Source organism: Actinopolymorpha sp. NPDC004070 (genome assembly GCF_040610475.1).
Classification (GTDB): Bacteria; Actinomycetota; Actinomycetes; order Propionibacteriales; family Actinopolymorphaceae; genus Actinopolymorpha.
The window spans coordinates 87,421-101,880 of the sequence record NZ_JBEXMJ010000016.1; the positions used below are offsets into that span (position 1 = coordinate 87,421).

At 69.9% G+C, this 14,460-nt stretch carries 10 protein-coding genes; 7 read left to right on the top strand and 3 right to left on the bottom strand.

The annotated features are described in order from the left end of the window. Positions 1–3: 3 nt before the first annotated feature. Entirely contained in the window at positions 4–756 is a 753-nt protein-coding gene (locus ABZV93_RS25380) for a hypothetical protein (RefSeq protein ID WP_354940607.1), read from the top strand. A gap of 148 nt (positions 757–904) precedes the next feature. Here ABZV93_RS25380 and ABZV93_RS25385 read toward each other — a convergent pair whose 3' ends face one another. Continuing rightward, positions 905–6,190 (bottom strand): HAMP domain-containing protein, encoded by a 5,286-nt coding sequence (locus ABZV93_RS25385; protein ID WP_354940610.1) that lies wholly within the window; start codon positions 6,188–6,190, stop codon positions 905–907. A gap of 242 nt (positions 6,191–6,432) precedes the next feature. Here ABZV93_RS25385 and efeU point away from each other — a divergent pair, with 242 nt between their 5' ends. From efeU to efeB, 3 genes are read left to right on the top strand one after another with little or no spacing between them, the layout of a single operon-like run. Further along, positions 6,433–7,317, top strand: a complete 885-nt coding sequence (gene efeU, locus ABZV93_RS25390) for an iron uptake transporter permease EfeU (RefSeq protein WP_354940613.1) — start codon at positions 6,433–6,435, stop codon at positions 7,315–7,317. 57 nt (positions 7,318–7,374) lie between these two features. Then, positions 7,375–8,574 carry an iron uptake system protein EfeO gene (efeO, locus tag ABZV93_RS25395; RefSeq protein ID WP_354940616.1) on the top strand — a complete coding sequence of 400 codons (1,200 nt, stop codon included), beginning with the start codon at positions 7,375–7,377 and terminating at the stop codon, positions 8,572–8,574. A 5-nt stretch (positions 8,575–8,579) separates the two neighbouring features. Next, positions 8,580–9,938, top strand: a complete 1,359-nt coding sequence (efeB, locus tag ABZV93_RS25400; protein WP_354940619.1) for an iron uptake transporter deferrochelatase/peroxidase subunit — start codon at positions 8,580–8,582, stop codon at positions 9,936–9,938. A 23-nt stretch (positions 9,939–9,961) separates the two neighbouring features. Here efeB and ABZV93_RS25405 read toward each other — a convergent pair whose 3' ends face one another. Continuing rightward, positions 9,962–10,939 carry a TauD/TfdA family dioxygenase gene (locus tag ABZV93_RS25405; RefSeq protein ID WP_354940622.1) on the bottom strand — a complete coding sequence of 326 codons (978 nt, stop codon included), beginning with the start codon at positions 10,937–10,939 and terminating at the stop codon, positions 9,962–9,964. A gap of 216 nt (positions 10,940–11,155) precedes the next feature. Between ABZV93_RS25405 and ABZV93_RS25410 the strand changes: the two genes are divergently transcribed. The 3 genes from ABZV93_RS25410 to ABZV93_RS25420 are packed head-to-tail and all read left to right on the top strand — an operon-like array spanning position 11,156 to position 13,520. Continuing rightward, positions 11,156–11,872 carry a GNAT family N-acetyltransferase gene (locus ABZV93_RS25410; RefSeq protein ID WP_354940625.1) on the top strand — a complete coding sequence of 239 codons (717 nt, stop codon included), beginning with the start codon at positions 11,156–11,158 and terminating at the stop codon, positions 11,870–11,872. Then, positions 11,869–13,032, top strand: coding sequence for a Gfo/Idh/MocA family oxidoreductase (locus ABZV93_RS25415; protein ID WP_354940628.1), 1,164 nt, complete (start codon positions 11,869–11,871; stop codon positions 13,030–13,032). The genes ABZV93_RS25410 and ABZV93_RS25415 overlap by 4 nt, the downstream gene beginning before the upstream one ends. Then, positions 13,029–13,520: a cupin domain-containing protein gene (locus ABZV93_RS25420; RefSeq protein ID WP_354940631.1), complete on the top strand. Its 492-nt coding sequence runs from the start codon at positions 13,029–13,031 to the stop codon at positions 13,518–13,520. The genes ABZV93_RS25415 and ABZV93_RS25420 overlap by 4 nt, the downstream gene beginning before the upstream one ends. Here the strand turns inward: ABZV93_RS25420 and ABZV93_RS25425 are convergent. Beyond that, positions 13,507–14,448, bottom strand: coding sequence for a hypothetical protein (locus tag ABZV93_RS25425; protein ID WP_354940634.1), 942 nt, complete (start codon positions 14,446–14,448; stop codon positions 13,507–13,509). The two genes, ABZV93_RS25420 and ABZV93_RS25425, sit on opposite strands and share 14 nt — an antisense overlap. Positions 14,449–14,460 lie beyond the last annotated feature (12 nt).

A 14,460-nucleotide genomic window follows, 5' to 3' on the forward strand; every position in this document is an offset into this window, starting at 1 on the left:
CGGATGAAGCTTTCGAACGTGCTGTGGATCGGTGGTCCGGCGGGCGCGGGCAAGACGACCGTGGCCCGTCGGCTGGCGCGGCGGCACGGTCTTCGCTGGTACAACTCCGACAGCCGTACCTGGATCCATCGCGAGCGGGCGCGTGTCGCCGGCGTTCCCGTGCCCGACCGCGGGCCGGCCCACAACGTCTACGACCGCGCGCCGATGATCCTCGACGACCTGCGCGCGTTGCCCGCGACCCCGCTGGTGGTGGCGGAGGGCGGCCCGATCAGCCCGGAGATGGTGTCGACCCCCGGTCGGGCGGTGTGGCTGATGCCGTCACGGGAGGTCCAGCGCGAACGCCTGCGCCGGCGGCATCCGGAGGGCGTACCGGCGTACTACCTGCAGACCTGGGACCGGCTGACCGCGACGCTGGCGAACTCTGCGGCCACCACGCTCGTCGTGGACGACCTGACCGAGGAGGAGACCCTCGCCGAGGTGGAGGCCGTCTTCGCGTCGGCGCTCGCCGAGGGCCCCACGGCCGACGGAGTCGACGAACGCCGCGCTCTCGTCCGGTACGGCAACGACGCGCTGGTCACGCAGCATGCCGGGCCGCTGACCCGGCCCGAGGTGCCGGCCGACCCGGCGACTGTCGTACGGACCTTCGACTGCGAGTGCGCCGACCCGGCGTGCACGTCTTTGGTGGACCTCACCGTGGCCGACGCCGTGGCCGCGGTGTCCGAGCCGGCGCCGTCGATCCTGGCCGCCGGGCACTGACCGGACGGCCGGCGCTCGCGTTCGAGCGCACACAGCGCACACCGTGGGGAGTGGGCCGATGCGACGGCAACTGGCGGGCCGTCGCCGACGTCGCCCCCGCGGACGACCAGCGGCAGTTCGTCGCCGCCCTGGCGGCTCTGGCGCCGCCCTACGACCGGTCCGGATGGTTCTGCTGCGGCACCCTGCCCGGCGGCAGGTACGACGCGATCAGGTGGAGCAGCTGGTCGATGTCCACCGGCTTGGTGACGTAGTCGGTGGCACCGGCCGAGAGGCTCTGCTCCCGGTCACCCTTCATGGCCTTGGCGGTGACCGCGAGGATCGGCAGCTCGCGGTACTTCGGGATCTTCCGGATCGTCGTCATGGTCGCGTTGCCGTCCAAGCCCGGCATCATCACGTCCATCAGCACCAGGTCGACGTCGGTGTCCTGTTCCAGCATGCGGACCGCCTCCACGCCGTTCTCGACGCAGAGGGGGTTCAGGCCGTGCTGTTCCAGGGCGGTGGCCAGTGCGTAGATGTAGCGCGGGTCGTCGTCGACCACGAGGATGTGTTCGCCCTCGAACGTACGGAAGTGCCGCCAGCGAGCCTCCTCCGCCGAGCCCGGCCGCGGTGCGTTTCCGGCGTACGCGGCATGGGCGGAAGGTGAGGGCGACAGGTACTCACCGGAGCCGTTGTGGCCAGTGCCATCGTGCATCCGCCCGTCCGGTGTGCCGGCCGGCTCTTCCTCCTGCCGCTCGGCGCCGGGTGTCCAGGACTCCGGCGACTGCGCGCCCGAGGACGTCGGCTCGCCGCCCGCCGCCTCGGCGTTCTCCTTGTCGGCGGCTCCCATCTCGCCAGTTCCCATCTCGGTGGCTGCCGAGGCGGTGGCTGCCGTCTCGGTCGCCTCCTTCTCCGCTGCTGCTTCCTTCTGAGCTGCTTCCTTCTGGGCTGCTTCCTTCTGGGCTGCTTCCAGCCGCGAGGATTCCGCGTCGGACTTCCTGGGCTCCGACGACCTCGTCTCGGGGACCTTCGTGCCGCCGGGGATCGCCGGCCCGGGTGGCCTGGTCGCCGGGATCGCGGCACCTGACGTCGGCGTACCCCGCATCGCCTGCGATCCCGGGGAGGTCTGGTCCGTCAGCGCGATCTTTTCCCCCATGGGCAGCACGAGGGTGAACGTGCTCCCTCGGCCGGCCTCGCTGAAGACCTGGAGTTCGCCGCCCAGCAGGCGGGCCAGCTCACGGCTGATGGACAGGCCGAGACCGGTCCCGCCGTACTTCCGGCTGGTCGTGCCGTCAGCCTGCTGGAACGCCTCGAAGATGAGCGCGAGCTTGTCCGCGGCGACGCCGATCCCGGTGTCCTCGACGACGAACGCCACCCGGGAGTGCGCGGCCTGCAGCGACGGACTGTTCACCTCGGACTGGCCGACCAGCCGGATGTGCAGCTGGACTCCGCCGCTGTGGGTGAACTTCACGGCGTTGGACAGCAGGTTGCGCAGGATCTGCTGCAGCCGGTGCCGGTCGGTCTGCAGGGTGGCCGGGACCATGGGGGACACCGTCACCGAGAAGTCGAGTCCCTTCTCCGCGGCCATCGGCCGGTACAGCGAGTCCACGTAACCGACGAGGTCCTCCACCGTCACCGGTACGACGAGCATCTCCATCCGGCCGGCCTCCACCTTGGCCAGGTCGAGAACGTCGTCGATCATCTGCAGCAGGTCGGTACCCGCGGAGTAGATCGTCCGGGCGAACTCGATCTGCTGGGCCGTCAGGTTTCCGTGCAGGTCGCTGGCCAGCAGCTTGGCCAGGATCAGCACGCTGTTCAACGGCGTACGCAACTCGTGCGACATGTTCGCCAGGAACTCCGACTTGTACGTCGACGCAAGCGAGAGTTGACGGGCGCGTTCCTCCAGCTCCTGACTGGCCTGCTCGATGGCGATGTTCTTGATCTCGATGTCGCGGTTCTGGCTGGCCAGCAGGGCTGCCTTCTCGGCGAGTTCGATGTTGGAGCGCTGCAGTTCCTCCTGCTGTTGCTGGAGTTGTTCGGACCGGGCCTGCAGCTCCTGCGCGAGCCGCTGGGACTGCGCGAGCGACGCCTCCGTACGCGAGTTCGCCACGATCGTGTTGACGTTGACGCCGATGGTTTCCTTCAGCTGCTCCAGCAGATCCCGGTGCACTGCCGTGAAGTCCTTCACCGAGGCGAGCTCGATCACGCCGAGCGTCTGCCCCTCGAACAGCACCGGCACGAGGATGACGTTGGACGGCATGACCGTGCCTAGGCCGGTGGAGATGCGGGCGTAGCTGGACGCGCCGGCCATCACGATCGTCCGCTTGTCCGCGGCGGCCTGCCCGACCAGCGACTCGCCCAGGCAGAACCTCGCGGGCGGCGCGTCCACCAGGTCGGTGGGGATCGAGCCGTACCCGGCGGTGCGTTCGAGAATCACGTCGGCGTCGAGGTCGCTGGTGGCGAGGTAGAACGAGCCGTACTGCGCGGACACCAGCGGGGCGAGCTCGCTCATGATCAGCGACGCCAGCGCCTTCAGGTCGTGGCATCCCTGCATCAGGCCGGAAATCCTTGCCAGGTTGGTCTTCAGCCAGTCCTGTTCGAGGTTGGAGGTGGTGGTCTCGCGCAGGTTGGCGATCATCTGGTTGATGTTGCCCTTGAGCTCGGCGACCTCACCGGAGGCATCCACGGTGATCTGCCGGGTCAGGTCGCCTTCGGTGACGGCGGTGGCGACGGCGGCGATCGCGCGCACCTGGGAGGTGAGGTTCCCGGCCAGGTGGTTGACGCTCTCGGTCAGCCGCTGCCAGGTGCCGGACACCCCGACGACCTCGGCCTGCCCGCCCAGCTTTCCTTCCGTACCGACCTCGCGGGCGACGCGGGTGACCTCCGAGGCGAACGCCGACAGCTGGTCGACCATCGTGTTGATGGTGTTCTTCAGCTCGAGGATCTCCCCGCGCGCGTCGACGTCGATCTTCTTGCTCAGGTCGCCCCGGGCGACCGCGGTGGTGACCTGGGCGATGTTGCGCACCTGGCTGGTCAGGTTGTTCGCCATGAAGTTCGTGTTGTCGGTGAGGTCCTTCCACGTGCCGGCGACGTTGGGCACCCGTGCCTGCCCACCCAGCGTTCCCTCGGTGCCGACCTCGCGCGCCACGCGCGTCACCTCGTCGGCGAACGCACGCAGCGTGTCGACCATTCCGTTGATGGTCTCGGCCAGTGCGGCGACCTCGCCCTTGGCCTCGACGGTGATCTTCTTGCTCAGGTCACCACCGGCGACGGCGGTTGCCACGGTGGCGATGCTGCGCACCTGGGCGGTGAGGTTCTCCGCCATGATGTTGACGTTGTCGGTCAGGTCCTTCCACGTACCCGCCACACCGCGGACCCGTGCCTGGCCGCCGAGTCGTCCGTCGGTGCCGACCTCGCGTGCCACGCGGGTCACTTCGTCGGCGAACGACGACAGCTGGTCGACCATCGTGTTGATGGTGTTCTTCAGGGCGGAGATCTCGCCTCGTGCGTCGACGTCGATCTTCTGGCTGAGGTCGCCGCGGGCGACGGCGGTGGTGACCTGCGCGATGCTTCGCACCTGGGCGGTGAGGTTCTCCGCCATGATGTTGACGTTGTCGGTGAGGTCCTTCCACGTGCCCGCCACACCCGGCACCTGTGCCTGGCCGCCGAGTCGCCCGTCGGTGCCGACCTCGCGGGCGACGCGGGTCACTTCGTCGGCGAAGGAGGAGAGCTGGTCGACCATCGTGTTGATGGTGTTCTTCAGGGCGGAGATCTCGCCTCGTGCGTCGACGTCGATCTTCTGGCTGAGGTCGCCGCGGGCGACCGCGGTGGTGACCTGCGCGATGCTTCGCACCTGGGCGGTGAGGTTCTCCGCCATGAAGTTCACCGAGTCGGTGAGGTCGCGCCACGTCCCCGCGACTCCTGGTACCTGCGCCTGCCCGCCCAGTCGTCCGTCACTGCCGACTTCCCGGGCGACCCGCGTTACTTCGTCGGCGAAGGAGGACAGTTGGTCGACCATCGTGTTGATGGTGTTCTTCAGGGCGGAGATCTCGCCTCGTGCGTCGACGTCGATCTTCTGGCTGAGGTCGCCGCGGGCGACGGCGGTGGCGACCTGGGCGATGTTGCGGACCTGGCCGGTGAGGTTCTCCGCCATGAAGTTCACCGAGTCGGTGAGGTCGCGCCACGTCCCCGCGACTCCTGGTACCTGCGCCTGCCCGCCCAGTCGTCCGTCACTGCCGACCTCGCGGGCAACGCGGGTCACCTCGTCGGCGAAGGAGGACAGTTGGTCGACCATCGTGTTGATGGTGTTCTTCAGGGCGGAGATCTCACCTCGTGCGTCGACGTCGATCCTCTGGCTGAGGTCGCCGCGGGCGACGGCGGTGGCGACCTGGGCGATGTTGCGGACCTGGCCGGTGAGGTTCTCCGCCATGAAGTTCACCGAGTCGGTGAGGTCGCGCCACGTCCCCGCGACTCCTGGTACCTGCGCCTGCCCGCCGAGGCGCCCATCGGTGCCGACCTCGCGGGCAACGCGGGTCACCTCGTCGGCGAACGAGGACAGTTGATCGACCATCGTGTTGAACGTGAACTTCAGCTCCAGCACCTCGCCCGACACGTCCACCGAGATCTTCTGGCTGAGGTCACCGCGGGCCACCGCCTTCGCCGCCTGGGAGACGTCGCGCACCTGCGCGGTGACGTTCGCGATCATGGAGTTCAGCGAGTCGGTGAGGTCCTTCCAGGTGCCCGTGGCACCGGGCACCTGCGCCTGACCACCCAGCCGACCCTCGATGCCGATCTCTGTGGCCACCCGGGTGACCTCAGAGGCGAACATCGACAACTGGTCGAGCAGACCGTTGACCGTCCTGCTGAGCGAGTCCAGTTCGCCACCGGCCGGCGCCCTGGTGGCGTGGAAGGAGACCCGCTGGCTAAGGTCACCGTCGGCCACCGCGCCGAGCACCCGGCTGAGTTCCGCCGTCGGCTGCAGCAGGTCGTCGATGGTGTCGTTCACCAGGTTTCCGGCGATCGACCAGCCACCGGGCATGTCGTCCAGGCGTACGCGTTCGGTGAACTGGCCCTCCCGGCCCGCGGCCTCGCGTACCCGCATCAGCTCGCCGACCAGGTCCTGGTTGCGCTCGGCGATCTCGTTGAACGCCGCGGCGAGCTTGGCGGTCACCTCGTTGTCGCCGCCCACGGTGACCCGGCGCCGGAAGTTGCCGTCCCGAAGGTCCTCCATCGCCGCCAGCAGGCGGTCGAGGGCGACATCCTCCGCGTCTCGGGCGCAGCCGCCGCCGTTGCTGCCTTTCGGGGGGTTCGAGCTGGTGGCTTTGCGCCGAGAGCCTGTTGCGCGAGTGGTCAACGCGATCTCCGGGGTGTCTGGGGGTGCGTTCCTCGACCGTTGGGAGCCCTTCGGCCCCCGGCACGGGGATGTCTTCACGGTGCGATCTCCACACCACCTGACCATCTCCTCACCGGCACAGGGCCGAAGGTCCCGAGGTCGCGACGGGTTGGGGGAGATGGGCCGCGGGTCCGCCGACGAGCACTTGGTGGAGCCGGACCGTCACGCCGAGGTGACTCGCGACGGGTGGAGAGGGGGCGGTGGCCGGCTCGCGACCGGCGTTGGCGACTCACTCGCAAGTTAGGCTAGCCTTCCCTTGGGAAAAGGGGTCACCTGTCAAAAAGCCCCGGTCGTTTCGGAGTGGACGAATGCTGGCGAACTACCTGATCGGACTGCGTGAGGGGCTCGAGGCCTCCCTGGTCGTGGTCATCCTGGTCGCCTACCTCGTGAGGTCCGATCGGCGCCGCCTCGTCCCGCGGATCTGGGCCGGGGTGGCGGTCGCCGTCGGCGTCTCGCTGGCGTTCGGCGCGCTGCTCACCTTCGGCCCCCGCGGCCTGAGCTTCGAGGCGCAGGAGGCGATCGGCGGTTCGCTGTCCATCGTCGCCGTCGGGTTCGTGACCTGGATGGTGTTCTGGATGGCGCGCTCGGCGCGCGGACTGTCCTCGGAGCTTCGCGGCCAGATCGACCGTGCGGCCGACGGCGGCCGGGCGAGCCTGGTCGTCGTCGCCATGCTCGCGGTCGGACGAGAGGGCCTGGAGACCGCGCTGTTCCTGTGGGCAGCCACCCAGGCAGCCACCCGGACCGCTCAGGGAACCACCTCCACCGTGGCCCCGCTCGCCGGCGCGGCGCTCGGGATCCTCACCGCGGTGGTCCTGGGTTACCTCATCTACCGCGGAGCGCTCCGGCTCAACCTCTCCAAGTTCTTCACCTGGACCGGTGCGTTCCTGATCCTGGTCGCGGCGGGGGTGGTCGCCTACGGTGTTCACGACCTGCAGGAGGCCCGGGTCCTGCCCGGGCTGAACAGCCTGGCCTTCGACGTCAGCGGCACGATCGCCCCGACCTCGTGGCTCGGCACGCTGCTCAAGGGGACGTTCAATTTCTCACCCGCCACCACCTGGCTGGAGGCCGTCGTCTGGGTCGCCTACGTGGTCCCGGTGATGTACGTGTTCTTCCGCCTGATCCGCCAGAACACCCGGCCCTCCACCGCCGCCGCACCGTCCGCGCCCGCGTCGCCGACGTCGAGCGCCGGCTGACCGCCGGCTCGACCACCTCGTCGGCCCCCGATCCAGACCCGAAGGACCACCCGGCCCATGCGCTTCCCGAAACATCCGGCAGCCTCCGGCGTTCTCTGTGCGCTCGCCGCGACGACCGTCCTGCTCGCGGCGGCGGGCTGCACGTCGAACGAGCCGCGTACGTCGGACGACAAGAGCGACGGCGGGCGCACCAAGGGTGGCATCGCCGTCTCCGCCACCGACGACACGTGCGCGGTGTCCACCACCAAGGCGCCGTCGGGGACGCTGGTGTTCGACGTGACGAACGACGGCAGCAAGGTCACCGAGTTCTACCTCTACCGCGCGGACGGGAAGACGATCGCCGGCGAGGTCGAGAACATCGGCCCGGGGCTCACCCGCCAGTTGGTCGTACGCGCCCAGCCCGGCACCTACACCACGGCCTGCAAGCCCGGCATGTCCGGCGACGGCATCCGGGGGCGGTTCACCGTCACCGGCTCGGGCACGGCGAACGCCGGCGCCGACCAGCGGCTGCTCGACCAGGCGGCCGGTCGCTACCGGGCGTACGTCACCGGCGAGGTGGACAAGCTGCTCAGCGGTACGAAGCAGTTCGTGACCGCCTACAAGGCGGGCCGCTTCGACCGGGCCCGCGAGCTCTACGCGCCGGTGCGCGCGCACTGGGAGCGGATCGAGCCGGTCGCGGAGTCCTTCGGTGACCTCGACCCGAAGATGGACCTGCGCGAGGCGGACCTCGAGGAGGGGCAGACCTGGACCGGCTGGCACCTGCTGGAGAAGGACCTGTGGTGGCCGGCCGGCGCGCCGGCCGCCAAGCGGCTCACCGACACCGACCGGGCGAAGTACGCCGACCAGCTCCTCACCGACACCCGCGACCTGCACCGGCGCGTCGCGACCCTGAAGTACCAGCCGGACCAGATGGCCAACGGCGCCAAGGAACTCCTGGACGAGGTGGCCACCGGCAAGGTCACCGGTGAGGAGGAGATCTGGTCGCACACCGACCTGTACGACTTCCAGGCCAACGTCGAGGGAGCCCGGTTCGCCTTCGACTCCCTGCGCCCCGTGGTGAACAAGAAGGACCCCGCGCTGGGCAAGGTGATCGAGCAGCGCTTCGCCGCCCTGCAGAAGGACCTCGACCAGTACCGCCGGGGCGACGGATTCGTCTCCTACACCGACCTGTCCAAGACGCAGGTCAAGCAGCTGTCGGACTCGGTGAACGCACTGGCCGAGCCGCTGTCCCGCCTCACCGCGACCGTCCTGGTGTGACGACCATGACCGATCACTCCACCCAGGACTCCACCCGGGAACCCGCTCAGGACTCCGGCCAGGACTCCGCTCAGGAATCCCCGCGGAACGGCGTGAGCCGGCGTCGGCTCTTCGGCCTGGCCGGCGCGGGTGCGGCCGTGGGCGCCGCCGGGTTCGCCGGCGGACTCGGGGTCGCACATGCCGCCGAGCCGGATGCCGCCGACCGGGCGCGGTCGTCGGACCGCCCGGTCGACCGCTATCCGTTCCACGGCGCCCACCAGGCCGGCATCGTCACGCCCGCCCAGGACCGGCTGCACTTCGCGGCGTTCGACGTCACCGCGACCACCCGGGCCGAACTCGTCGCGCTGCTGCGGGAGTGGACCGTGGCCGCTGCCCTGTTGACCCAGGGCCGCGAGGTCGGCGGCGGTACGCCGGTTGTGTACGAGGCGCCTCCGTCCGACACCGGTGAAGCGCTGGGCCTGCCGCCCTCGCGGCTGACCCTGACGTTCGGCTTCGGGCCGTCCCTCTTCCGCGACGCCGAGGGGAAGGACCGGTTCGGGATCGACGGCCGGCGGCCCCGGTCGCTGCGGAGGCTTCCGCACTTCCCCAAGGACAAGCTCGACCCGGACCGCAGCGACGGGGATCTGTGCGTGCAGGCGTGCGCGGACGACCCGCAGGTCGCGGTACACGCGATCCGGAACCTGTCCAGGATCGCGTTCGGCACCGCCGCGTTGCGCTGGTCCCAGCTCGGTTTCGGCCGTACGTCGTCCACGTCGACGGCTCAGCAGACGCCCCGCAACCTGTTCGGCTTCAAGGACGGAACCGCCAACCTCAAGGCCGAGGAGGAGCGGCTGGTCGACGAGCACGTGTGGGTGGGGGCCGACGACGACCCGAGGGCACGCTGGCTCGCCGGCGGCTCCTACCTCGTGGCCCGGCGGATCAACATGAACATCGAGACCTGGGATCGTACATCCCTGCGGGAGCAGGAGAATCTCGTCGGCCGGGACCGGGCTGAGGGTGCACCACTGTCGGGTGGGAAGGAGTTCAGCCCACCCGACTTCAAGCTCACGGGATCGGACGGCAAGCCGCTGTTGGCAGCCGACTCCCACGTCCGGCTCGCGCATCCCAGCCAGAACGACGGCGTACGCATGCTGCGGCGCGGCTACAACTTCACCGACGGCAACGACGCGCTCGGTCGCCTCGACGCGGGCCTGTTCTTCGTGGCGTACGTCCGCGATCCCGGCACCCACTACATCCCGATGCAGGCCAGGCTGGCGGCACAGGACGGCCTGATGGAGTACCTCCAGCACCGGGGCTCAGCGCTGTTCGCTGTCCCGCCCGGGGTACGCCGAGGTGAGTACGTCGGCCAGGCGCTGTTCACCTGACCGCTCCGGGACCGGCCCGTCCGTCAGGCCGGCACGTCGGAGTAGTGCGAGGCGTCACCCTTGCGTACGGCACTGCGCACGCCGTCCACGCTGACCGGAACGTCACCGGCCAGCGTGATCCGGTGCAGCAGCCGGGGGTGGTCGTCGTAGTCGTCGACCGCGTAGTGCTGGGTCGCGCGGTTGTCCCAGATCACCAGGTCACCGGGCCGCCAGTTCCACCGGACGGTGTTGTCCAGCCGGGTGACGTACCGCTGCAGGAGTTCGAACAGCTCACGGGAGTCCCGAGTGCTCAGGCCCACGAACCGGCGGACGAAGTGGCCGAGCAGCAGGGACCGTTCGCCCGTCTCTGGGTGGACCCGCACGACAGGGTGCTCGGTCTCGAACTCCTCGTGCCCGAACTCCGAGCGGTACTCCTGTTGCTTTACGTCGATGCCGCCGATTCGCCGCTCGTCGCGCTCGGCCGCGTAGTCGTAGAGGTTGGAGTGCACGGCCCACAGCCGGTCGGCGAGTGCCTGCACAGCGGGATGCAGGATGTCGTACGCCCGGACGGTGTTGGCCCAGACCGTCGATCCGCCGTACGGCGGAAGGACCAGCGCGCGCAGCAGGCTGATCGCGGGAACCCGGTCGACGAACGTCACGTCGGTGTGCCAGCTGTTCGCCTTGCTGTAGTCGGAGTCGATCGGCAGCACCGCGTCGCCGTCTCCGGCCACCGTGGGATGCGGCTTCGTCGGTGTGCCGAGCAGCTGCGCGAACGCCCGTTGTCCGGAGTCGTCCAGTTGGTGCTGGTCGCGGAAGAAGACCACCCTGTGCGCCAGGAGCGCCCGCCGGATCTCGGCCACGGTGGCCGGGTCCACGTCCCCGCCGACGCGCACCCCGCCGATCACGGCGCCGATGGTCCCTGAGGTCGGGCGTACTTCGATGTGTTCGTAACCGGTCGTCGCGTCGATCGCGTCGGGACGGTCGGTGGTCTGGCCCGTGGTCAGGTCTGTGAGTGTGGTCATAATCCCTACTATTCCGCTCGGAATTGTCGTTAAACCGGGCTGTCCCGAGTCGTGGACGGCGGTTCGGGCCGTTCTCCCGAGCGCCGGTCGCGAGGAGTGCCGGCGCGGTCGCCCTCCCGTACGACCGGGTGGGTGGGCGTGGTTAGGCTGACCCGACGTGGGGCGAACACCTAGGACTTGCGGTATTTGGAGGTCCCCGATGACCGCGGCGTTTCGATGACGGGCGCGCATCCACTGGACAATCCGGTGTACGCGGCCCTGACCGGGCCGCACGCGCACCTGGCCGAGAGCGTCGGACGGGCCGTTCGGTACCAACCTGATGTCTCGCCGTTCGCCGGGCTGCCCGACCAGCCGTCGGCGGCCGACTGGGCCGACCTTGCCCGGCTGGCCGGTGCCGGGTCGACCGTGACCCTGTCCGGTGGGCACGTCGTCCCGCCGGAGGGCTGGGACGTGGTGCTGCGACTCGACGGTGTCCAGTTCGTCGCGACCCGGGTCGACTACCGTGTGGACGAGGAGGCCGAGCCGCTGGGCGCCGACGACGTACCGGAGATCCTCGACCTGGTGGAGAGGACGCAGCCGGGACCGTTCCGCAAGCGCACCATCGAGTTCGGCGGCTACCTCGGTATCCGTCGCGGCGGCCGGCTGGTGGCCATGGCCGGCACCCGGGTGCATCCGCCCGGGTGGGCCGAGATCAGCGCGGTGTGCACCGACGGCGCGTACCGCGGCCAGGGTCTGGCCGGCCGGCTGGTCCGCGCCGTTGCCGCGAGCATCCGGGCCGACGGGCAGACGGCGTTCCTGCACTCGGCGGCCGACAACGCCTCGGCCGTGCGGCTCTACACCTCACTCGGGTTCGAGCTGCGGTGCGAGACCCCGTTCCTGGTCCTGCGCGTACCGTCGGACGCGGTCGACAGCACGGAGGTGGGTGCCCGGTGACGATCGACGTGGCGGTGGTGGGCGGGAGGTTCGGCGGGGAGTTCCTGCCGCTGTACCGCAGCCATCCGGACGTGGGCCGGGTGGCGCTCTGCGACATCGACAAGGACACCCTGCACGCGGTCGCGGACCGCTACGGCGTCCGTGACCGGTTCGACAGCCTGGACGCGTTGCTGGCCTCCGACCGTTTCGATGCGGTGCACGTCGCCAGCCCGGTTCGCTTCCACGTCGACCAGAGCGTCGCGGTGCTCGACAGCGGCCGGCACTGCGCGTCCGCGGTGCCGATGGCCACGACGCTGGACGGGATTCGCCGGGTGCTGTCCGCGCAGCGATCGTCTGGTCGTACGTACATGATGATGGAGACGATGGTCTTCGGGCGGGAGTTCTTCCACGTCCGCGACCTCTACCAGCGCGGTGATCTCGGTGCGCTGACGTTCCTGCGCGGCGCGCACATCCAGAACCTCGACGGCTTCCCGCGCTACTGGTACGGCTACCCGCCGATGACGTACTCCACCCACGCGCTGTCGCCCCTGCTGGCACTGGCCGGCGCGCGGGTGCGGACCGCCATCGGGCTCGGCTCGGGACGGCTGACCCCGGACCGGCGCGGCGACTTCGGCAACCCCTTCCCGGTGGAGACGGCGCTCTTCCAACTGGACAAGGACGATCTGGCCGCCGAGGTCACGGTGTCGTTCTTTCAGACCGGGCGTACCTACTACGAGGGCTTCTCGGTGTACGGGCACGAGGCGGGAGTGGAGTGGCCGCAGCTGAACGAGGACGACGGGCTGCGGGTGTTCAGGTTGGAGCCGCTCGGCGGCGCTGACGGACCGGGTGGCCGCGGCCGCAGCGCCTCGGCGTCCACCGTGCACCCGCCGGACCGACCGGACCTGCTGCCGCCGGAACTGGCGCCGTTCGTCCGGCCCACGACCTTCGACCCCGGCGACGGTGCGCCGGCGGTGCGGGTAGGCAGCGCGCACGGTGGTTCCCACCCACACCTGGTGCACGAGTTCGTGACCAGCATCGTGGAGTCCCGTACGCCGGTGGTCGACTCGCTGACGGCTGCGGCGTGGACCGCGCCCGGCATCTGTGGGCACGAGTCGGCACTGCGGAACGGCGAGCGGCTGGACATCCCGGACTTCGTTGCAGAGCAGGGAGTACGCACATGAGCCAGCCAGATGTCCCGCCGATCCCGGACGACCCGTTCCACCGGATGCTGCATCACGTCGCGCCGGCCGGACTGTCCGAGGCGACCGCGCAGAGCGCCGGAATGCGGCGGGTGGAGGCGATCAGCGGCAAGTCGGTCGGGTCCCGTCGGTTGTGGATGGGCCAGACGCATGTCGCGCCGTCGACCGCGTCGGAGAACCACCACCACGGGCACTCCGAGACGGCGATCTTCGTGGTGAGCGGACGGCCGGAGTTCGTCTTCCTCGACCTGGAGGGGCCCGAGCCGCGGGAGGTGCGGATCGTGACCGGGCCGGGGGAGTACATCTACGTGCCGCCGTACGTCCCGCACCGGGAGGAGAACCCCGACCCGGAGCAGGAGGCCCTGGTCGTCATCGCGCGTACGACTCAGGAGGCGATCGTGGTCAACCAGCCGGATCTGCGCTGGGCCGGGCCGGTGATGACCAACAGCGAGGACGTCAGGGAACGGTAGCGTCGCTGCCGTCGCTGCCTCTGCTGGTGAACGTAACGCGGCGGAGGCCGTCGAACAGCGGGTGGTCACCGGCGCCCTCGGTCAGCGCCTGGCAGTCGAAAAGTTCGAGTTCGAATTCCTCGCCGGCGATCTTCAGGTGGTGGGTGTGCAGGACGTCGCCTCCGCCGAGGTGCCGAAGGTTCATCGGGTCGAATCCCCTTACTTGCAAGGGCTTCCCGGTAGCGGTGAGCACCACCTTGTCGTCGCGGCCAAGGACGACCTGACGGCAGGAACGACGTTCCTCCCGCAGCGCCGCGACGGCCTCGCGTGCGCGTGCGGCGACTGCCGGTCGGTGGTCGGCGCCGAACTGCCTCGGCGTGGTGTCGGTGAGGGCGGCCCGGAGCAGGTCGTCGGGGTACGACTCGTCGCCGGCCTCCAGCGTCGTCTGCCAGCCGGACGCGAACCGGTCGAGGAGTAGCGCGATCGCCTCGCCGGTCGCGTAGGCGGCACGCCGGATCTCGTCCGGACGTACCGTCTCGGTCAACGGTCGCAGGCACCGTGGGCGGCCGGCGGCCCGGCCCTCCACGTAGTACGCGAGGCCCTCGCAACGCTCCAGGTCACGCTCGTACTGCGCGGCTGCGTCCGTGAGAGTCTCCCGGCGTTCCCCGCGGACGGTCAGGGCGGTCATCGCCCAGCCGGCCGCGGTCTCCATGGTGCCGGCGCCCGAGGTGGACAGAGCAGTGGCCAGCGCTCGGTGGAGGGCCTCGGCCTCCAGGCGGCGCAGCGTGAGCACGTCCGCGTCCTCGACGGGGTAGGTCAGCGCGGCCGACTCGTCCACGAACCAGCCGGGGTGGCGCTGCCGGCAGAAGAGATGGAAGGTCTCGTGCGCGATCTCCGCCTGTACGTCCAGGTCGTCGCGGTCGCCTCGGAGTACCGTCGCCGTGGGCACGCCGCCGAGTTC